15 protein-coding genes are annotated in these 19,951 nt (G+C 66.9%); 4 read left to right on the top strand and 11 right to left on the bottom strand.

What is annotated here, in order from left to right; genetic code table 11:
* Positions 1-65: 65 nt before the first annotated feature.
* From MTBSS4_RS14655 to MTBSS4_RS14620, 8 genes are all read right to left on the bottom strand, one after another.
* Entirely contained in the window at positions 66-1,961 is a 1,896-nt protein-coding gene (locus MTBSS4_RS14655; protein ID WP_254432570.1) for a serine/threonine-protein kinase, read from the bottom strand.
* Between the two features lie 91 nt (positions 1,962-2,052).
* Positions 2,053-3,342 (bottom strand): adenylosuccinate synthase, encoded by a 1,290-nt coding sequence (locus tag MTBSS4_RS14650; RefSeq protein WP_173984148.1) that lies wholly within the window; start codon positions 3,340-3,342, stop codon positions 2,053-2,055.
* 15 nt (positions 3,343-3,357) lie between these two features.
* Positions 3,358-4,494: an ATP phosphoribosyltransferase regulatory subunit gene (locus MTBSS4_RS14645; RefSeq protein WP_173984147.1), complete on the bottom strand. Its 1,137-nt coding sequence runs from the start codon at positions 4,492-4,494 to the stop codon at positions 3,358-3,360.
* A gap of 121 nt (positions 4,495-4,615) precedes the next feature.
* Positions 4,616-5,941, bottom strand: a complete 1,326-nt coding sequence (locus tag MTBSS4_RS14640) for a methyl-accepting chemotaxis protein (protein WP_173984146.1) — start codon at positions 5,939-5,941, stop codon at positions 4,616-4,618.
* A 257-nt stretch (positions 5,942-6,198) separates the two neighbouring features.
* A complete protein-coding gene (serA, locus tag MTBSS4_RS14635; protein WP_173984145.1) occupies positions 6,199-7,776 on the bottom strand; it encodes a phosphoglycerate dehydrogenase in 1,578 nt (525 codons plus the stop codon).
* 71 nt (positions 7,777-7,847) lie between these two features.
* Complete coding sequence (locus MTBSS4_RS14630; protein WP_173984144.1) at positions 7,848-9,026, bottom strand: phosphoserine transaminase; 1,179 nt, start codon at positions 9,024-9,026, stop codon at positions 7,848-7,850.
* A 136-nt stretch (positions 9,027-9,162) separates the two neighbouring features.
* A complete protein-coding gene (locus MTBSS4_RS14625) occupies positions 9,163-10,005 on the bottom strand; it encodes a hypothetical protein (RefSeq protein ID WP_173984143.1) in 843 nt (280 codons plus the stop codon).
* A 10-nt stretch (positions 10,006-10,015) separates the two neighbouring features.
* A complete protein-coding gene (locus MTBSS4_RS14620; protein ID WP_173984142.1) occupies positions 10,016-12,058 on the bottom strand; it encodes a hypothetical protein in 2,043 nt (680 codons plus the stop codon).
* Between the two features lie 169 nt (positions 12,059-12,227).
* On the opposite strand from MTBSS4_RS14620, the gene MTBSS4_RS14615 reads away from it, so the two are divergent.
* On the top strand, positions 12,228-13,043 hold the full coding sequence (locus MTBSS4_RS14615; protein ID WP_173984141.1) for a YkgJ family cysteine cluster protein: 816 nt from the start codon (positions 12,228-12,230) through the stop codon (positions 13,041-13,043).
* Here the strand turns inward: MTBSS4_RS14615 and thiD are convergent.
* Positions 13,040-13,840 (bottom strand): bifunctional hydroxymethylpyrimidine kinase/phosphomethylpyrimidine kinase, encoded by an 801-nt coding sequence (gene thiD, locus MTBSS4_RS14610; protein ID WP_173984140.1) that lies wholly within the window; start codon positions 13,838-13,840, stop codon positions 13,040-13,042. The genes MTBSS4_RS14615 and thiD overlap by 4 nt on opposite strands.
* Positions 13,841-14,031: 191 nt before the next feature.
* Here thiD and MTBSS4_RS14605 point away from each other — a divergent pair, with 191 nt between their 5' ends.
* Entirely contained in the window at positions 14,032-14,226 is a 195-nt protein-coding gene (locus MTBSS4_RS14605; RefSeq protein WP_173984139.1) for a hypothetical protein, read from the top strand.
* A 4-nt stretch (positions 14,227-14,230) separates the two neighbouring features.
* Here the strand turns inward: MTBSS4_RS14605 and glmM are convergent, their stop codons facing one another.
* The gene (glmM, locus tag MTBSS4_RS14600) at positions 14,231-15,589 is read right to left on the bottom strand and encodes a phosphoglucosamine mutase (protein WP_173984138.1); all 1,359 of its coding nucleotides are present in this window, start codon (positions 15,587-15,589) and stop codon (positions 14,231-14,233) included.
* Between the two features lie 89 nt (positions 15,590-15,678).
* A complete protein-coding gene (locus tag MTBSS4_RS14595) occupies positions 15,679-17,379 on the bottom strand; it encodes a hypothetical protein (protein ID WP_173984137.1) in 1,701 nt (566 codons plus the stop codon).
* Positions 17,380-17,563: 184 nt separating this feature from the next.
* Between MTBSS4_RS14595 and MTBSS4_RS14590 the strand changes: the two genes are divergently transcribed.
* Together MTBSS4_RS14590 and MTBSS4_RS14585 are read left to right on the top strand one after the other, a co-directional pair.
* Positions 17,564-17,902, top strand: coding sequence for a hypothetical protein (locus MTBSS4_RS14590; RefSeq protein WP_254432569.1), 339 nt, complete (start codon positions 17,564-17,566; stop codon positions 17,900-17,902).
* Between the two features lie 6 nt (positions 17,903-17,908).
* The gene (locus tag MTBSS4_RS14585) at positions 17,909-19,930 is read left to right on the top strand and encodes a tetratricopeptide repeat protein (RefSeq protein WP_173984136.1); all 2,022 of its coding nucleotides are present in this window, start codon (positions 17,909-17,911) and stop codon (positions 19,928-19,930) included.
* The last annotated feature ends 21 nt before the right edge of the window (positions 19,931-19,951 follow it).

Below are 19,951 nucleotides of genomic sequence, written 5' to 3'. Positions count from 1 at the left end.
CGTTCCTCGGTCTCGGTGATGATGTGCTTTATCTCTTCCTCGGCGGCATGGTACTGCGCCTGCGCTCACTGGAACTCGTTTTCATCCCGAACCCGTTCCTCGTTATTTTCCAGCAGGTTGTAGATTTCGACGATCGAGCCCTTGCGCACCAGCCGGGGCAGTTCCTTTTCCAGTTCCTTGCGCTTCTCGCGGCCGTGATAGGACCCGACCACCGGTCCCAGCGCCGCCCCCAGCCAGCCGCACAGGCCGGACAGCGCCTCCGGCCCCAGCCGGTATTGCAGCACTGCGTACAGGTTGAGAACCGCCATCATGGCGGTGCCCTGATTGCCGTCATTGAGCTGGTTCAGGTTGCGGTCGATGTCCGAACGCATGCGGGCGCCGAGAAAGGCGGCGATGTGGCGGTCCATCGGCCCGTGCCGGTTGTCGGAACGCTTGGCGGCGGCGGCGTTCAGCGCCGGCAGCAATTCCTTGACGTCGACCACGTATTCCTCGCCCAGCAGCGAGCTTTGGCAGGGCAGCGCGTCGTTGAGTTCGTACAGGCAGCGTTCCAGCCCGAACCCCATGCCGGTCTGGGTGAGATAGCTGCGCAATTCCTTGAAATTGGTCTCCATCAGCGAGTTGTCGGGCTGGTACTCGCCACGCATGCCGAACCACAGCTTCGGCACCTCGCGCAGGATGATCTCGGTCAGCAGCTTGGTGTCGCCCCGGCTGGCCGCCACCGCCGACAGCGCCGAGCCGAAGCCGTCGGGCATGAAGTTGAAGCCCTTGTAGCGGATGGGTGCCGACGGATCCAACAAGATCAGCACCTTGCACAGCATCAGGTCGGTGGCGCCCTTCTTGTCGCTGCTGTCGTTGAGGGCCATGCGCACCACTTCGGCGACCACGTTGGCCTTGTCCTTGTCCTCGACGGCGCGGCGCAGCCACAGTTCCAGCTTGCCTTCCACCACCGGCGGAATCGCCTGATCCCAGGCCTTGGACATGGCCTGGGACAGTTCGCGGCCGTTGAAGTATTCCTTGCCCTGGAAGGGGAAGCCGCGCGCCGCCCGCTTTTCTCCCCTGGGCTGCAACGGCGACATGCGCCGCCCCGACAGCCACAGGTCCAGATCCTCCAGACCCCAGCGCTGGTCGCTGTCGTCGCACAGCAGGCCGCGCAGCAATTCGATCATCGGCAGCGGCAGCCGTTCCTCGCCGATCAGCAGGTTATAGGTTCCCTGCTGGATCTTGGCCGACAGGATGGCCTCGTCGTTGAGGTTCGCCACCGGATTGCGGCCCAGCAACAGGAAGGCGATGGTGACGCCCAGCGAGTAAAAGTCCTCGGTGAAATTGCCGCTGCCCCGGGCGATGGGGTTGCACATGCCGGATTCTATGGGCTCGAACAGCACCGGCTGATCGAATCCCGGCGGGGCGGTAACGCAATCGCCAAAGGCCAGGCGATCGCCGTTGCCGCTCATGTCGAACATGTTGGTGGGACGGATGGCGCGGTGGGTGACGCCGCGTCCGTCCATCTCGCGGATCGCCGACATCAGCGGCTCGATCACCTTCTTGGTGATCTCGTACTCGTCGATGCGCCGAATCTCGCCCTTGATGCTGGTCATCACCCGGCGGCCGCCGGGACGTTCGTAGACCACCGTCATGCACTGCCGGCCGGCCGGCGGCCAGTTGAGCGGCCCCCATTCCACCAATTGCTGGAGACCGGGCGAGGACACCCCCTTCAGCGCCCGCATCACATTGGTGCGCGGCGGCAGGTCGGGCTTGCAGATCAGGGCGTAGAGGGGACGGCCGGGGTCGCGCTTGTCCTCGGCGGCGAAGGCCTCCGCCGTCGGAGTCGACAGATCGGACAACGGCTGGTTGGAGCGGATCATGTAGCGATCGCGCAGCATGCCGGGCGGCCCGGCGGGCTGGGCGACCTCTACCCTGACCTCCTCATCCACCTCGTCGGTATCAACCTCGGCTTCCGCCATATCCCCCATCCGTTTGCCGGCCTTGAAGCGGCGGCACCCCCCCTACTGTAAAGGCGGGAGTGCCATCCGACAATCAGATCGCGAGGGCGGTTCAGGTCGCGAAGGGGTCGTGGACCAGAATGGTGTCGTCGCGCTCCGGACTGGTGGACAGCATGGCCACCGGCGCCTCGATCAGTTCCTCGATACGGCGGATATACTTGACGGCCGTGGCCGGCAAATCCTTCCACGACCGGGCGCCATAGGTGCTTTCCGACCAGCCGGGCATGGTCTCGTAGATGGGTTCCACCTCGGCCTGACGCGACATGGAGGCGGGGAAATGCTTCAGTTCCTCGCCACGGCAGCGGTAGCCGACGCAGATCTTCAGCTCGTCGATGCCGTCCAGAACATCCAGCTTGGTCAGCGAGATGCCGTTGATGCCGCCCACCTTGATGGCCTGACGCACCATGACGGCATCGAACCAGCCGCAGCGGCGACGCCGGCCGGTGACGGTGCCGAATTCGCGGCCGCGGTCGCCTATCCGTTCGCCGATGGCGTCGAACAGCTCGGTCGGAAACGGCCCCGACCCGACCCGGGTGGTGTAGGCCTTGCAGATGCCGAGCACATAGCCCACCTGCCCCGGCCCGACGCCGGCGCCGGTGCCGGCGTTGCCCGACACGGTGTTGGAAGAGGTGACGTAAGGGTAGGTGCCGTGGTCGACGTCGAGCATGGCGCCCTGGGCGCCCTCGAACAGCACCCTTTTCCGGGTATGGCGGACCTCGTCCAGGCGCTTCCACACCACGTCGGAGAACGGCAATATCCTGGGTGCGATCTCCAGGAGCTGGTTCAGCAATTCCTGACCATCCACCTCGGCGGCGCCAAGGCCGCGCAGCAGGGCGTTGTGATGGCGCAGCAGCGCCTCGATCTTGGCTTCCAGCACGGGCCTGTCGTCCAGGTCGCAGACGCGGATGGCGCGGCGGCCGACCCGGTCCTCGTAGGCGGGACCGATGCCGCGCCCGGTGGTGCCGATCTTGGCGTTGCCGCTGGCCTCTTCCCGCGCCCGGTCGAGGTGGCCGTGCAGCGGCAGGATCAGGCAGGCGTTCTCGGCGATCTTCAGAACGTCGGGAGTGATGTTGATCCCCTGGTCCCTGATCCGCCCGATCTCGTCCAGCAAGGCCCAGGGATCGACCACCACGCCGTTGCCGATGATGGACAGCTTGCCCCGGACCACGCCGGACGGCAGCAGCGACAGCTTGTAGGTGACGCCGTTGATCACCAGGGTGTGGCCGGCATTGTGGCCGCCCTGGAATCGCACCACCACGTCGGCCCGCTCCGACAGCCAGTCGACGATCTTGCCCTTGCCCTCGTCGCCCCACTGGGCGCCGACCACCGCGACATTCGCCATTCTTGTCCCCTAACCCTATTGGACGTCGATGATACCGTCCGGACCGAGCAACTGCCCGCAGCCGAGACGCCTTGCCTCTTCCATTCGGTCACGGCCGGCATCGAGGCCGCCGACGGTGACGAATCCCTTCGCTCGCATGGCCTGGGCCCAGGCCCTGGGGGTGCCGGCGGGAATGAAGACCCTGTTCCTGGCCTTGGGCCGGGGCAATGCCGCCAGCACCGAATCCATGAACAGGGTCGCGCCGGTGGCCGGTTCGACCCCGCCGGCCAGATAGCGGCCGCCACGCCCCAGTTCGGCCCCCATGTTGCGGGCGAACAGGGTGAAGCCGACACCGGTATGATACTCGAAACCGCGATTTTCCACCGGATCGACCGTCAGGGTCAAATCGGGAAGGTCGGCGCGCACCAGTTCCACCACCCGGGCCAGCCGGTCGCGTTCGGCGGCGGCGGCGGGCGGCAGGGTCAGCGCCCTCAGCGCCGCCACGGCGCGCTCGGCCGGACCGGCGGCGCTGATGAGCGCCCGCAGCAGCGGCGCGGCGGCGCCCGCCTCGGCCACCAGGGCGGAATCCTTGTGGTCGAGGGCGGCCCGCAACCGCTCGGCCAGTTCACCCGTCAGGCCAAGCTCGGAAAACAGCACCGGCATCAGGGTCGGCAGCGCCAGATCGACCGAAACCCCCGGCACACCGAGATCGGCCAGGGCGTCGGCGGTCAGCACCAGGACCTCGGCGTCGGCGACGGGAGAATCGCTGCCGATCAGCTCGATGCCGGCCTGACCGAACTGGCGCTCGGGCCGCAACTGGCTGCCCTTCACCCGCAGCACCTGGCCGGCGTAGGACAGGCGCAGCGGCCGCTCCACCTGGGCCAAGCGGACGGTGGCGATGCGGGCCACCTGCGGCGTCATGTCGGCGCGCAGGCCCATCATCCGCTGGCTGACCGGGTCCATGACCCTGAAGGTGTGGTGCGAGGTGGCGGCGCCGGCGCCATCCAGCAGGCTTTCCTCGAACTCGATCAGCGGCGGCTTGACCCTCTCGTAGCCCTGGGCGGAAAAATGGGTCATCAGCAGGCTGACCACGTTGGCCTCGTGATCGGCGTCGGGGGGCAGCATGTCGCGCAGGCCGGCGGGCAGCAGGGCACGATTGGCGATATCGGTCATGAAAGATGTCGCAACCTGAGACGAGGGGGCGGCCGCAGCCACCCCGGTTGAGTCGAGCACCAGCCTACCTATCGCGTTTGCCACGGAACGGCAAACGGAAATGATGCAAATCAGCGCCGCCTCAGAACCGGTTCCGATTCCCCAGATCGTCCAGGCAGGCCATCACCCCCTTGGAGGCCTCGGCCGCCAGGGAGATTTCGGCCAGGGCGCCGTCCAGATCGCCGACCTTGAAGCGGCGCGCAGCCTCGATGCCATGCCGATGCACGTCACGGTGCGGGGCCTCCAGACGGGCGAAGGCGGGATGCTTCAAGATGCTGGGATCGGTCAAGGCGCCACACCACTTGCCCAGCCGGCATTTGGTGTGATCGGCCAGTTCGTCGGGGTTGAGGACCTCGCGCCCGACCACCATGTCGGCGAGCCGCTTGCGCCACAGCATGTGATCGGACTTGGCGACATGCAAGGTGAAGTCCTCGATCTCCAGGCTGGCCATGTCGTTGAGGGTGGCGACCACCGCCTTGGAGGCCTGATCCATCTCGCCGACCACGTCGGTGATGGCGGCGACGTTGTTGGCGGCCAGCGAGGCAATCATGCTCACCCCTTCGGACACGTCGGCGGAGGCGGCGGTCTGCTGGCTGAGAATGCCGGCGATCTCGGCCATCTTGATCGACACGTTCTGGACCTGCCCCACCACCCGGCGCATGCCGTCGCTGGTGGCGGTGATGACCTCCTCGCCCCGCTGCACCGCCTCGGCGCCCTGCTGCATGGTCAAGACGATGTCGCCCATCTCCACCCGCAGCGATTCGATGCGCGCCCGGATGTCGACGGTGGCCTTGGCGGTCTGGTTGGCCAGGGTCTTGACCTCGTTGGCGACCACGGCGAAGCCCTTGCCGGCCTCGCCGGCGCGAGCCGCCTCGATGGTGGCGTTCAGGGCGAGAAGGTTGGTCTGGGACGCGATATCCTCGATCTGATTGACGATGTCGCCGATCTGCACCGAGGCCTGGGCCAGGGAATCGACCTTGCCGGCGGCGGCCTTGACCGCGTCGGCGATGGAATGCATGGCGACGATGGCCTGATCAGCGGCGCCCTGCCCCTCGCTGGCCGTGGATTGGGCCGAACGGGCATCCTCGGCGGCGGCGTCGGAATTGCGCGCGATCTCCCCGACACTGGCCACCAGTTCCTCGGCGGCGGCGGCGATGGCCTGGCTGCGGCGGTCGACCTCGTTGACGTCGCGCATCATGCCGGCGGCCTTGGTCACCGCCTCGTTGATGTTGACCGACAGGTCCACGTCCATCTTGAGGGTCTGGCGCGCCTTGCCTTCGAGTTGCCGCGCCATTTCCTTGATCTTGCGCGACATCGGGCACTCGCCTTCCGGCACGGAGTGGTAGCGCCCGGCCAGGATGAGATCGATGGACGCCTCGATCCGGGCCAGTTGCTCCGGCGCCGTCATCTCCGAACTGCAAGGATCAACCGCGACGACCGCGGGACTCTCTTTCTGCCGCGAACCGAACCAGGACATGCGCACCCCCACAGGCCATGCTTTGTTTATTATGGATGTCTTATACCAAAGTCATTATCGGGTCTCTACCCCATATTTCCACACAGGCACTTTCCGGAGAAATAATACAAAAACCATAATCTGAAAAAAGAAAAGTCCCGCAAGAAGCATCTCCTTGCGGGACCGTTGGCTTTGATTTTGGAAGAAAATCAGAAGCTGAGCGACTTGGCCTGGACCACCTGCGGCAACGCCTTGACCTTCTCGATCAGATCGGCCGTCAGGGGCTGATCCACCTGGGTCAGCAGGATGGCGTCGCCGCCCTGCTCGTTGCGGCCAAGATGGAAGGTGGCGATATTGACGCCGTGCTGGCCCAGCAGGCTGCCCAGGGCGCCGATGAAGCCCGGCTTGTCCTGGTTGGTGACGAACAGCATGTTCGGGCCAAGCTCGGCCTCGATGGCGATGCCCTTGATGTCGACCACGCGGGGCTTGTCGCCGCCGAACAGGGTGCCGGCCACCGACCGCTCGCGCTTGTCGGTCACCACGGTGAGGCGGATCAGGGTGTGATAATCGCCCTCGGTCTCGGACTTGACCTCCGAGACCTTGATGTTGCGGTCCTTGGCGACCACCGGGGCGTTGACCATGTTGACCGTCTCGTTCATGGGCTTCAGCAGCCCTTCGAGGACGATGGCGGTCAGCGGCTTGGTGTTGACCGTCGCCACATGGCCCAGATACTCGATCCGCACTTCCTTGATGCCGGTTTCGGTAAGCTGGCCGGCGAAGCTGCCCAGCTGGTTGGCCAGCTTCATGTAGGGCCGCAGCTTGGGGGCGTCCTCGGCCGAGACCGACGGCATGTTGATGGCGTTGGTGACGGCGCCGGTCAGCAGGTAATCGGCCATCTGCTCGGCCACCTGGAGGGCGACGTTCTCCTGGGCCTCGGAAGTGGACGCGCCGAGATGCGGGGTGCACACCACCTTCTCGTTGCCGAACAGGCCGTTATCCTTGGCCGGCTCGACCTTGAACACGTCCAGGGCGGCGCCGGCGACGTGACCGGATTCGATGGCCGCCTTCAGGTCCTCCTCGACCACCAGGCCGCCACGGGCGCAATTGATGATGCGCACGCCCTTCTTCATCCTGGCCATGGCCTTGGCGTCGATGATGTTGCGGGTGGCGTCGGTCAGCGGCGTGTGCAGCGTGATGAAGTCGGCGCGCGGGAACAGGTCGTCCAGTTCGACCTTTTCCACGTTCAGTTCCTTGGCGCGCTCGTGCGACAGGAAGGGATCATAGGCGATGACCCGCATGCGCAGGCCCTGGGCGCGGTCGGCGACGATGGCGCCGATATTGCCGCAGCCGACGATGCCCAGCACCTTGCCGGTCAGCTCGACGCCCATGAACTTGGACTTCTCCCACTTGCCGGCATGGGTGCTGGCATTGGCCTGGGGAATGTCGCGGGCCAGGGCGAACATCATGGCGATGGCGTGCTCGGCGGTGGTGATGGAATTGCCGAACGGGGTGTTCATCACCACCACGCCGCGGGCGGTGGCGGCGGGAACGTCGACGTTGTCGACGCCGATGCCGGCGCGGCCGACCACCTTGAGATTGCCGGCGGCTTCCAGGATCTCGGCGGTGACCTTGGTGTTGGACCGGATAGCGAGGCCATCGTACTGGCCGATGATGGCCTTCAACTCGTCGGGAGCGAGGCCAACCTTGACGTCGGTCTCGATGCCGCGATCCTTGAAGATCTGGACGGCGGCGGCGCTCAGCTTGTCGCTGATCAGAACCTTGGGCATGTCAGTTCCCTCATATGGTTCGGGCGCCGCCCTGGAGGAAGGCGGCGCCCGCGTTTATGCGTTGGAATAGATCAGGCGACCTTGGCCGCGAACTCGGCCTTGACCTGGGCGAAGGCCCAGTCCAGCCAGGGCAGCAGCGCCTCGATGTCGGCGGTCTCGATGGTGGCGCCCCCCCAGACCCGGAGGCCGGCGGGAGCGTCGCGATAGGCGCCGATGTCGTAGGCGATGCCCTCCTTCTCCAGGATCGAGACGATCTTCTTGGCCGCCGCCGCCTGATCGTCGGCCGACAGCCTGGCGAAGAACGGCGCCTTGACGATCATGCAGATGGAGGTGCAGGACCGGACCTTGGGATCGTCGGCCAGATTGGCGGCCCAGTCGGACTTGTCCAGCCAGGACTGGACGGCCTTCAGGTTGGCCTCGGAGCGGGCGATCAGGGCCTTGAGGCCGCCGATGGATTCGACCCACTTCAGGGCGTCGATCTGGTCTTCCACCGCGATCATCGACGGCGTGTTGATGGTCTCGCCCTTGAAGATGCCCTCGGACAGCTTGCCGCCCGACGTCATGCGGAAAATCTTGGGCAGCGGCCACGACGGCTTGTAGGTCAGCAGACGCTCGACGGCGCGGGGGCTGAGCACCAGCATGCCGTGAGCGCCCTCGCCGCCCAGAACCTTCTGCCAGGACCAGGTGACCACGTCCAGCTTGTCCCACGGCAGATCCATGGCGAACACGGCGCTGGTGGCGTCGCAGATGGTCAGGCCCTTGCGGTCGGACTTGATCCAGTCGCCGTTGGGAATGCGGACGCCCGAGGTGGTGCCGTTCCAGGTGAACACCACGTCGCGGTCGCAATCGACCTCGGACAGCTTGGGCAACTCGCCATAGCCGGCCTTGAAGACGCGGGTGTCCTCGATCTTCAGCTGCTTGGTGATGTCGGTGACCCAGCCCTCGCCGAAGCTTTCCCAGGCCAGCGCGTCGATGCCGCGGGCACCGAGCAGCGACCACATGGCCATCTCGACGGCGCCGGTGTCCGAGGCCGGCACGATGCCGATGCGGTAGTCGTCGGGAATGCCGAGCACGGCGCGGGTGCGGTTGATGACCTCTTCCAGGCGGGCCTTGCCGATCTTGGCGCGGTGGGAGCGGCCCACCGGAGTATCCTTCAGCGCGTCCACCGTCCAACCGGGACGCTTGGCGCAGGGACCAGAGGAGAAATTGGGATTGCTGGGCCGAACAGCCGGCCGCGGAAAATCGGTCATAGGATGTAACCCTCCCTTACAGAAGGGACGCGGCCCGTTGGGGGACCGTGGCCCGGCCGGAGTGTATGGGGGGGGACGCGAGCGCGTCAACGAGGCATTTGCAAAAAAATGCCTCGCCGATGGCGATTTCACCCGATCAGGCGCCGGGCCTGCGGCCGCTGAGCCGCACCACGTTTCCAAGCAATCCGAACCAGAATTGCGATCCCACCGCCGCCGCCACGGCGGTGATCAGCCATCCCACAATCTTCCCCGCCCAGCCCATGGCGCTATCCGGCTTGACGAAGGGAAGCACCTTGCCGACCTCGCCGATACGGCCGAGCGCGGCGTCGACGGCGGCGGCGATGACGCCCATGTCGGCCTCGGAACCGGCCGCCGGAGCGCTGTCCGGGGCGGGGGCGGGGGCGGCGGCCGCGTGCCCCAGGGAATCGCTCAGAACCGACCGCTGGTCGTTTGGCATCTGGGCCAGGGTCCGCACCAGTTGGATCGAATCAATGTTGCACAACGCCGCCACCGCCAGCGAGAACGCCAGCATGACCACATGGGTTCGCCGCTTGTAGGCGCCCGACACCCGCGCCATGCCCTCGTCGAACCACCGTTCGGCGCCGGCGCGGAACGCGGCGGGATCGTTGCCGCTGGCCCGCAGCAAGGCCCCCACCGCCCCCCCTTGGACGGTGGAATCGAACTCCCCCGATTCCTTGACGACGTCGGCAAGGGCCAGGCCGAAGACCTTGGAATCCAGGTAGCTCGGCCCCCGGCGGCCCGACGGCTGCGACGCGATCAGGGGATGCGTCCACACCCGCCTCGCCAGGGACCGCATGCGGGGGTCGCCGAGCATGCGCCCGATACCGTCCCTCAGCGTGTTTCCCCGCCAGTTCAACACGCTTCCCAGCAATTCCACCAGACCCGAGGCGGCGGCGGCCATCACCAGATAGATCGAGACCAGCACGACGGCGATATCAAGGATTGCCTGCCAGGCCATGCCCGCCTCCTCAGTCGATCTTGACGCCGGATATCTTTCGAACCATGCCGCCCAGCACGGGCAGGGTTTCCACCAGGTTCGGCTTGCGGGAATGCAGCGCGTAGCCGATCTGGCCGCCATCGTCGGTGATCGCCGATTTCCAGACCGCATGAACCGCGCCGGGCGACACCCCGGACGCCAGATCAAGCGCCTCGGTCACCTGCGCGCATCCCAGGCTGGTCTGGCGGGCCAGACTGGGAATCGTGCGCAGGTCGGCCGATGACCCGGCCAGCGCCGCCAGCACCTCGCGCTGTTGCGCGCTGAATCCCGGCAAGGGCGTCCCCCGGGGCGATTCGATGGCGGCCAGTCCATCCTCGATCTGATCGCGGCGGATGAGGTCGGCCAGGATGCTTCGCCGTACCAGCGACATCAGCATGCGCCGCCCGCTGACGGGCCAGAGCATGGCGACGCCCAAACGCATCATCCGGCTGTTGGCGATTTCCTGCTTGGACAGAAGCGGCACCAGCCGGTCGGCCCGATCCTCGATCCGCCGCATCAGGGTCTCGAACGCCTCCATCGACATGCGCGGCCAGTCCGGCTCGGAAATCTCGGACTTCAGATCGCCTATCAGAGGAACGATGGGCAATTCATTGTTCTTGTCCGTCTCGTCGGCTCCGGCGGCCGGTGCCTCGCCATTCCCGCCGAACACCTTGTTGTTGACGTGAAGGTTGAAATGATTGCGAAGGAATTGCTGGCAGTTGCGCTGCCCCAGCTTGAAGTCATGCTCGCGGAAACCCTGGTCGAGGAAACCGCCGAATCCACCCAGCAGGCCGCAGGCGATGTCCTTCGAACTGACCGAGGCGCCGTTCCCGCGTTTCGGAGCGATGAGAAACCGGCTGCGAACATCCGGCTTGGCCGCCGCCACCAGTTCGTCATCCTTGAAGCGGGCCTGCTGGATCATGGTGGGCAGCAGCGCCGCGATCACCTTCACCAACTGGTAATCGGCATCGGCGGGATCGCTGACCGGAAAGGAATATCCCTCGGGAAATGGCGCCACCATGATCACCGCCCGGTCCGCATCCCAGGATGAACGGGGATTCCGGGTGGTCTTGCCGTCCATGATGGAGAATCGGGCCAGTTCGAAGGGCTCGTTGTTGATGGTGCCGCCGTCGACCGCCACATAGCTGAACCGCCGGTCCATCGCCTGGAAAGCGTCCGGCCAATGGGGGTCGATCACCGCATGGTGGCTGCCGTCGTCGTTGAGGGCGCCGACCACCGGCCACGGCCGGCTCTTGTACTCCGCCACCCCCGTCTCGATCCGGCGCGCCGCCAGTCCCACCGGAAACGCGCCGGTGGCGACCGCCGCGACGCCCATGGCCTTCCATCCGGGACCGACCTCTCCCGGCTGGTTCAGTTCGGCCAGCGTCAGGTGGGCCGCGGCGGGATCGCCGTTCGACCATATGCTTGCCGCCGTTGAATTGCCGCCCAGCCCCTTGACGCTGAAATGCTTGCGGTCGGCGTGGTTGAGCATGCGGTACTTGCCGGTGCCGAAATCGATGTCGTACTGGATGCCGCGCAGATTGGTCAGGGTGACGTAGACGTGCAGCGGATCGGCCAGGAACCCGTAGGGGGTAACGGCGGGAATCGGGTCGGGCGCCTTCAGCGCCGTGGCCTGAATCCGGTCCAGCAGGCTGGCATTGAGCAGGGAATGCACCTTGCCGTCGCCCAGATCCTCAAACGACAGCAGGTCGGCGGCGGAATTCCGGGACACCATCCGCGCCTCTTCCACCCAGGCGGCATAGAGCCCGGGCAGGACGCAATTGACCCTGCGGTCGCCATTTCCCTTTTGGGTCGGCTGCAAGCCCCGTCCCATGGCGATGGCCCCCAGCACCGCCGTCATGCCGCCGGCCGAGGCGCCGGTCATGGTGGTGATGGCGGTCCGGTGAAAGCCGTTCTTCCGGCTCTCCTCGTCCCAGGCGCTCAGCGCCTGAATCAGGAAGTCGAACACTCCGGCGGTGTAGGCCCCCGCCGAAATCGCCCCAGCCATGGTCAGACCGATCTGAAACTGCCCCATCGCCCCCTCCCCGGACGGCATCAAGACGGGGAAGCATATCCCAATTGGGGAAAAATATTCAATAAATCAATTTCGATTGGTTACAAATTCCATGCATTTAATCGCCAAAAACTGCTCAACATACAGACTGAGCCATCGAAAAAGAGCATAAACTGCCGTGTGGCGCCCAATGGCCGGACTTGCTATCCTCGCCGCCATGACCGCTCCGTTCACCGCTGAATCCGCCCTGTCCACCATACGGGCGCCCCGTTCCCGCGACGGACGTTCCTCTCCCATCAAGGACGCCGCGTTCGACGCCGTCCAGGCGATGGTCGCTCCCGCCCTGGCCGGTGGAGCCGAGGCGGCGCTGGACGCGGTCGGACAGGCCTACGCCGTCGCCGAGGCCATATGGGCCGACATCCGCGCCACCCCCGCATATGCGTTCGGAACCGCCAAGGCCGCCTGCGGCAAGGGGTGCGGCTGGTGCTGCCACCAGCGGGTGGGGGCGGCGGCGGTGGAGGTGCTGCACATCGCCCGGCAATTGCGCCTGCGCCCCGACGCCGACACCCTGATCGCCCGCCTCGATGCCTGGCCGACCGGGCGGGCCTGCGCCTTCCTGGTGGACGGCGCCTGCGCCATCTACGAGCTGCGCCCGTTCAAGTGCCGGGGGCTGTACCAGTTGGACGCCCGCTGGTGCATGACCACCTACGCCAAGCTGGACGTTCCCCTGTTCGGGCCGCCGCCGTCCCACGATTATCAGGCCCCGCCCAAGGACGTCTTCGACGGGGCCGTGTTCGGTCTCGCCCTGCCCTTCCACCGGGCCGGCCGCGACTGCGCCGGCGTGGATTTCATGCCGGCGTTGAAGGCGGTGATCAACCGGCCCGATGCCGCCGCCCGCTGGTGGCGCGGCGAGAAGGTGTTTCCGGCCGAAGCCCATCTCCACGACTGGTTCCCGTCCATCAAGCCGGCCAAGCCGAAGCGGGCCGACCGGCACCGGGGTCTCTAGCCCACCCGCACCGTATGGCCATGGTTGAGCGGCCCATGGCCGCCGCCCAAATCAGGCGCGGTCCGAATCGCCTCGCGCACGTAGTCCCGTCCCCTCGCCACCGCGTCGACCAGCGGCAGCCCCAGCGCCAGACCGCAGGCGATGGCCGAGGCCAGGGTGCAGCCGGTGCCGTGGGTGGACCGGCTGACGATGCGCCGGCCGGCAAAGCGGGTGACCCGGCCGCCGGCTTCGGCCAACAGGTCCACCAGGTCGTCGCCCTCCATGTGACCGCCCTTCAGCAGCACCGCCCGCGGCCCCAGCGCCAGCAGGTCCAGCGCGGCGCGCTCCATGTCGTCGACGGTGGCGATGGCACGGCCCAGCAGAACCTCGGCCTCGGGGATGTTGGGGGTCAGCAGCCGCGCCAGGGGCAACAGCCGCCCCCTCAGCGCCCCGGCGGCGCTGTCGGCCAGCAGGGCGGCCCCTCCCTTGGCCACCATCACGGGATCGAGCACCAGCGGCGCGCCGGGCGCGAATTCGGCCAGAGCGTCGGCCACCGCCTCGACGATGGCGGCGGACGCCAGCATGCCGGTCTTGACGCAATCGGCGCCGATATCGTCCAGCACCACCTCCATCTGGCGGCGGACGAAATCAGGGGCGATCTCGACCACCCCGTGAACACCCAGGGTATTCTGCGCCGTCACCGCCGTGATTGCGGTCGTCGCGAATCCCCCCAGGCAGGTCACCGCCTTGATGTCGGCCTGAATACCGGCGCCGCCGCCGGAATCCGAACCGGCCACGATCAGCACCCGTCCTTGCATGTTCGAGCCTCCCGGTCATTTCATTTCGCCACAGCGAACGACACTCCATCACACCGCCGATGCAAGGCTGCATTTTGGTGACATTTTGTAAGGCGCCACAAAATCCGGTGCCTTTCCATTGTGCGTCGCACCATTTCGTATTAGCATTATCTTGGGTAGGGATAGGGTCCATCACACCGACGAGGTGAAAGATGCAGTACCGTTGGGAAGAAATCGATCAACTCGCTGAAATCCTCGAAGCCGAGGCCGCCGGACAGCCCATCGACGTCGAGCGGGCCCGCTCGCTGGCCGAGAAGCTGACCGAGCTTTGTCCGGACATCGCCCGGACCATGCATCTGGTCATCGACAGGGTCGGCGGAACGGCGGCCAAGGCCGTCGCCGCCTGACGGGTCAGCCCCCGGCGACGCGCCTGATGGTCTCGACGACGTCGTCGACCACGGCGCCGACCAGGGGCTCGCTCTCACCTTCGGCCATCACCCGGATCAGCGGTTCGGTGCCTGATTTGCGGATCAGCAGCCGGCCGCCGCCGGCGAGACGGCGTTCACCCGCGGCGATGGCGGCCACGACGTCGGCATGGGCCAGCACCTCGGCCACCGAGGCGCCCGCCACCCGGACATTCTTCAGAATCTGCGGCAGCGGAGTGAACAGCCGCAGCATCTCGCTGGCTGGCCGGCCCGACTGAACCAGCGCCGCCAGAACCTGCAACGCCGCCACCAGCCCGTCGCCGGTGGTGGAATGATCGGACAGGATGATGTGGCCGGATTGCTCGCCGCCGACGTTGAAGCCCTCGCGCCGCATGTGTTCGAGCACGTAGCGGTCGCCGACATTGGTGCGGACGGTGGTCAGGCCGCGCTGGGCCAGGAAGCGTTCCAGCCCCAGATTGGACATGACGGTGGCGACGACGCCGCCGCCCCGCAACTGGCCCGACCGGTGCCACAGGTCGCCGATCAGCGCCATCAACTGGTCGCCGTCGATCATGTGGCCCAATTCGTCGCACAGCACCACCCGGTCGGCGTCGCCATCCAGCGCGATGCCGAGATGGGCGCCGTGCGCCACCACCTGCTCGCGCATGGTCTGGGTGTGAAGCGAACCGCAATCCTTGTTGATGTTGAAGCCATCGGGAGCGACCGCCACCGGCACCACCTCGGCGCCCAGTTCCCACAGCACGGTGGGGGCGACCTTGTAGGCGGCGCCGTTGGCGCAATCCACCACGATCTTGAGGCCGTCGAGGCGCAGCCCGCGCGGAAAGGTGTTCTTGGCGTATTCGATATAGCGGCCGTTGGCGTCGTCGAGCCGCTTGGCGCGGCCCAGATGGTCGGCGCCGGTGCGATAGGCTTCCAGGCCGTTGTCCATCTTGGCCTCGATGGACATCTCGTCCTCGTCGGACAGCTTGAATCCGTCGGGGCCGAACAGCTTGATGCCGTTGTCCTGATAGGGATTGTGCGACGCCGAGATCATCACGCCGAGATCGGCGCGGAGCGATCGGGTCAGCATGGCCACCGCCGGCGTCGGCAGCGGCCCCAGCAGCATCACGTCCATGCCGACCGAGATGAAGCCGGCGGTCAGGGCCGGTTCCAGCAGATACCCCGACAGCCGGGTATCCTTGCCGATCACCACCATGTGACGGTGGTCGCCGCGGGTGAATTGCCGGCCGGCGGCCATGCCCAGCTTCAGCGCCGTCTCGGCGGTCATGGGCTCGATATTGGCGGTGCCTCGCACCCCGTCGGTGCCGAACAGCTTGCGCGTCATCCCTGCTTCACCCCCTTCTGGCGGAGGGGGACTGGATAGCAAGACCGGGACGGAATGGAAAGGGGAAAGGGGGAAGCCGCGCCTTCCCGTCAGCCGAACCCGGCCTTGACCAGCAACTGGTGGAAGTCGCGCAGGGCCTTCTGCGCCTTCAGGGGATCGGTGAAGCCATCGACGAAGTGGGCGTCGAAATTGGGCTGGCGCAACAGCGCCAGGATGCGCTGGCGAGCCCGGGTCATGGCCCGCCCCTCGGGCAGCACCCCGGCGGCGCAGAACTGCACCAGCCGAACGGCGCGGTCGCGCAGCGGCGAATCATGGTGATCCAGCTTTTCGACGATCTGCTCGTCGATCAGATAGCGTTCCAGAACGCCGTCGATGAAATCGGCCAGCTTCTGCTTGAGTTCCGCCGGAAAGCTGGACGCCATCACCGCCTTGTGGGCATTGGTGGCGCGGATCATGCGGTCCTTGGGCGGCAGGGTGCGCAGGCACAGCTCGCCGATGCCGCGCGCCATGTAGACCAGGTCGAGGCAGGCGACCAGATCGTCGAAATGCTCGGGCATGAACGAGCTTTTGGCCATGTCGCACAGATACATCAGCCCGGTGGCGCGGTCCGGCATGGCGCGGAACACCCCGTCGATGGCGGCCTTGCGCCCGGCGGCACCGCCCTGCTCGACCATGCGGGTATAGCGAGCGGTCAGCGCGTCGGCGGTCTCGGCCCCGCAGGCGAAGCCGGTGGCGACCAGCGTCCGGCCGATCAGGCGCTTGAACTCGTCCAGTTCCTTGCCGGCCTCGTTGCGGTACAGCGGATTGGGCGAGCGTATCTGGCGATGGGCCCGGTCCAGCAGAACGGCGCGGCTGACCGGCAGCTTCCTCTCGGCGAACAGGCGGTTCAGCATCTCGGTGGATTCGCCGGCGTCGCTCTTGACGGCGGGCAGCTTGCCCTCGGCCAGATCGAACATGGCGATGATGGCGGCGCCCAGTCCGGGCTGCCAGCCGAGCACGTCCTGCACCACGTTCGACCCCAGCACGTCGGCGATGACGCCGTCCAGCATCTCGATGGCATGGGGGTCGGTGTCCTCCACCGCCAGGGAACACAGCCGGTCCAGCTTGCCCACCCAGTTGCGCACGTTCACCAGGTCGCGCGACAGCACCACCATGGCCAGATAGTCGACATCCTCCTTCTCGCCCATGGTGCCGATCTTGGCCAGAACCTGGCTGAAGCTGCCTTCCAGCTTGGGCAGCTTCATGCTTTCGACCCGGCGGGCGCGGGCCGATATCTCGTCGATGGACTTGAAGATTTCCTGGCCGCGGCTCTTGGAATCCTGGTCGCCGTCCTTGGTCTGCAACTGGGCGACCCGGTCCACCGCCGACGGGACCAGGGTGTCCTTTTCCTGAAGACGCTTCAACTCCTTGAAGTTGTGCATCAATTCGGTGGGGGTGAGGAACGCCTTGTCCAGGTAATTGCGGAACACCCGGTTGACCACGTTGCGCGAACTGGCCCCCATGAAATCCTCGGGGGTCTCGCACTTTTCGTCGGGAACGGAATCGATGGGAACGATGCGGACGGGGCCGTCATCCTTGATGGTGCGCGACTCGCAGAAAATCTCAGATTCCACCATGGTGCCGTCGCTGCGCAACCAATTGCGCACGATCTTGGCCCCCTCGCACTTCTTGTTGGCCAGGAACTTCTTGGCCAGAGTGCGGGCCTCGTCTTCCTTGTAGGCAATGGTTTCGGTGGCCCAGCGGCCATCCTTCAGGACCTGGACTTCGAAACTTTCACGACTTGCAGCCATTCTGGTGCCGTCCCGTCAGTATAATAGCGCTCCCGCCGCACGCCCCGACACCGTGCGCATTGTCTAGAAATAACCGTGATCGACATAATCTGTCACGGATTTCTTGGCCCCGGCGCCAAATGTCGGATATTGCGCTTGCCGCAGGGAAAGGGGAGAATCCATATCCGGCAAGGGAGGGCGCGTCATGTCGAGCTACAGGGTAAGCTTCATCAAGGCCAGTGGCTGGACCCGCCTGGGGGTGGCGGCCGGAACGGCGGCGGCGCTGTCCGCCCCCATGCTGTGGGCCCTGGGCAGCTTCGGCCTCGCCGAGGAAGCGATTCACCGCGCCATCGTCTATGCCGGCGCCGGCCTGTGGCTGTTCCTGGCGGCCGGCTGGCTGACCGGCTGGGCCATCCAGGGCTTCGTCATCCGCCAGAAGGCGACGGAGGATGAAGCCGACGACCGGCCGCCGCAACGCCCGACGCCGCCGCCGGCGCCGCCCCATTCCCGCCCGGCGCCGCCGCCGCGCCAGGGATCGCACTGATCCCCCATGACCCAACGACACGCCCACGAGGCCGAGGCGCTGGCCGTGCGCTCGGAAACCCTCTACCGCGAGGGCAGGCTGGCCGAGGCGGAGGCCGCCTGCCGCAAGCTGGCCGGCCTGCTGCCCGACCACCCCATGGTCCATTACAATCTGGCCCGCGTGCTGACGGACCGGGGCAGGACCGACGCCGCGGCGGCGGCGTTGCGCAAGGCGCTGGCCCTGGCGCCGGCCCTGGTGGAGGGCTGGCTCAATCTCGGCTCGCTGCTGGGCGAGGCCGGACGGTTGACCGAGGCGGCCGAGGCGTTCGAACGCGGCCTCGCCGTCCGCCCCCAGACCTGGCAATTGCTGACGGGGTTGGCCCATGTCCGCATCCGCCAGGGACGGCGGAACGAGGCGCTGGACCTGCTGCGCCGCTCGCTCGGGCTGGCCCCGGATTCGGCGCCAACCCTGACCAATCTCGGCAACCTGCTGGTGGATTACGGCTCGGCAACCGAGGCCGCCGGCCTGCTCGACCGCGCCCTGGCCCTGGCTCCGGCCATGCCTGAAGCGCTGCTGGGAGCCGGCCACGCCGCCCGCAAGCTGGGAGAGATGGGCAAGGCCATCGGATTTTACGAGCGCGCCGCCGCCGCCCGCCCCCACGACCTCGCCATCCGCGCCCGCCTGACCGAGGCCCGCCTGGGAACCTGCGACTGGCAGGACGTGGAAACCTTGCGCGCCGACCTGATCGAGCCGGCCCTGAAGACGCCGGGGGTGGTGGGGCCGCTGATGGCGCTGTGCCTGCCGCTGGATCTGTCGCCCGGGGAATTGCTCGCCTTCGCCCGCCAGCGCTCCGACATCGTGGCGGCCGAGGTGGCGCCGCTGCGGGCCAAGGTCAAGGCGGCCAGGCCGGGCCGGCGCGACCGCCTGACCATCGGCTATCTGTCGGCCGATTTCCACGATCACCCCACCAGCCATCTGATGCGCGGCATGTTCCCCGCCCACGACCGCTCCCGCTTCAAGGTGGCGTGTCTGGCGCTGGACCCCGACGATGGCGGCGATTACCGCTGTTTCATCCGCGACCACAGCGACGTGTTTCTCGACCTGGCGCCGCTCGACACCCTGGAGGCGGCCCAGGCCATCGCCGGGGCTGGAATCGACATCCTGGTGGACATCAATGTCCACACCCGGGGCAACCGGCTGCAACTGACCGCGCTCCGCCCCGCGCCGGTGACGGTCAACTGGCTGGGGCTGCCCGGCTCCAGCGGCGCCGCCTTCATGGATTGGGCCCTGGTCGACGCGGTGACGGCGCCGCCCGGCCACGAGGCCGATTTCCGCGAGCGCCTCGCCGTCCTGCCCCATTGCTACCAGCCCAACGACCGCGACCAGATCATCGCCGAGGACGGCCCCGACCGGGCGGAATGCGGCCTGCCGCCGGGAGCCTTCGTGTTCTGCTGCTTCAATCAGGCCTTCAAGATCGAACCGGTGGCGTTCGGCCGCTGGATGCGGATTCTGGCGCGGGTGCCGGATTCGGTGCTGTGGCTGCTGGCCGGCTCGCCCGAGACGAGAGCCAATCTGCGGCGCGAAGCGGCGGCCAGGGGCATCGACCCCGACCGGCTGGCGTTCGCCGCCCGCCTGCCCAAGCCCCGCCATCTGGCGCGCCACCGCCATGCCGACCTGTTTCTCGACACCTTGTTCTACAACGCCCACACCACCGCCAGCGACGCCCTGTGGGCCGGCGTGCCGGTGATCACCCATCCCGGCCGCGCCTTCGCCTCGCGGGTGGCGGCCAGCCTGCTGACCCATGTCGGCCTTGGCGACCTGATCTGCCCGGACCTCGATTCCTACGAGGACCTGGCTGTCCGCCTCGCCACCCGTCCCGACGATCTGGCGGCGGTGAAATCGCGCCTGGCCGCCAGCCGGACCACCGCGCCGCTGTTCGATACCGCTGGTTTCGTCCGCGATATCGAAGCCGCGTTCGAGACGATCTGGGAAGAAGCCCGCGCCGGACGCAGGACCCGCCGGCTGGAGGTGCGTCCAAAGCGCACTTGACGGGGAACGGGCCAAGGCGCT

It is taken from the genome of Magnetospirillum sp. SS-4, from assembly GCF_902729425.1.
Lineage (GTDB): Bacteria > Pseudomonadota > Alphaproteobacteria > Rhodospirillales > Magnetospirillaceae > Phaeospirillum.
This window is presented reverse-complemented; position numbering and strand designations above follow the sequence as displayed.

Excerpts from the sequence above, each read along its gene's own strand:
- glmM (WP_173984138.1), bottom strand. The coding sequence starts at position 15,589 with ATGACGCGCAAGCTGTTCGGCACCGACGGGGTGCGAGGCACCGCCAAT.
- MTBSS4_RS14585 (WP_173984136.1), top strand. The coding sequence starts at position 17,909 with ATGACCCAACGACACGCCCACGAGGCCGAGGCGCTGGCCGTGCGCTCG.
- serA (WP_173984145.1), bottom strand. The coding sequence starts at position 7,776 with ATGCCCAAGGTTCTGATCAGCGACAAGCTGAGCGCCGCCGCCGTCCAG.
- MTBSS4_RS14645 (WP_173984147.1), bottom strand. The coding sequence starts at position 4,494 with ATGACCGATATCGCCAATCGTGCCCTGCTGCCCGCCGGCCTGCGCGAC.
- MTBSS4_RS14595 (WP_173984137.1), bottom strand. The coding sequence starts at position 17,379 with ATGGCTGCAAGTCGTGAAAGTTTCGAAGTCCAGGTCCTGAAGGATGGC.
- thiD (WP_173984140.1), bottom strand. The coding sequence starts at position 13,840 with ATGCAAGGACGGGTGCTGATCGTGGCCGGTTCGGATTCCGGCGGCGGC.
- MTBSS4_RS14590 (WP_254432569.1), top strand. The coding sequence starts at position 17,564 with ATGTCGAGCTACAGGGTAAGCTTCATCAAGGCCAGTGGCTGGACCCGC.
- MTBSS4_RS14630 (WP_173984144.1), bottom strand. The coding sequence starts at position 9,026 with ATGACCGATTTTCCGCGGCCGGCTGTTCGGCCCAGCAATCCCAATTTC.
- MTBSS4_RS14625 (WP_173984143.1), bottom strand. The coding sequence starts at position 10,005 with ATGGCCTGGCAGGCAATCCTTGATATCGCCGTCGTGCTGGTCTCGATC.
- MTBSS4_RS14615 (WP_173984141.1), top strand. The coding sequence starts at position 12,228 with ATGGCCGGACTTGCTATCCTCGCCGCCATGACCGCTCCGTTCACCGCT.
- MTBSS4_RS14650 (WP_173984148.1), bottom strand. The coding sequence starts at position 3,342 with ATGGCGAATGTCGCGGTGGTCGGCGCCCAGTGGGGCGACGAGGGCAAG.
- MTBSS4_RS14640 (WP_173984146.1), bottom strand. The coding sequence starts at position 5,941 with ATGACGGCGCCGGAGCAACTGGCCCGGATCGAGGCGTCCATCGATCTC.
- MTBSS4_RS14655 (WP_254432570.1), bottom strand. The coding sequence starts at position 1,961 with ATGGCGGAAGCCGAGGTTGATACCGACGAGGTGGATGAGGAGGTCAGG.
- MTBSS4_RS14605 (WP_173984139.1), top strand. The coding sequence starts at position 14,032 with ATGCAGTACCGTTGGGAAGAAATCGATCAACTCGCTGAAATCCTCGAA.
- MTBSS4_RS14620 (WP_173984142.1), bottom strand. The coding sequence starts at position 12,058 with ATGGGGCAGTTTCAGATCGGTCTGACCATGGCTGGGGCGATTTCGGCG.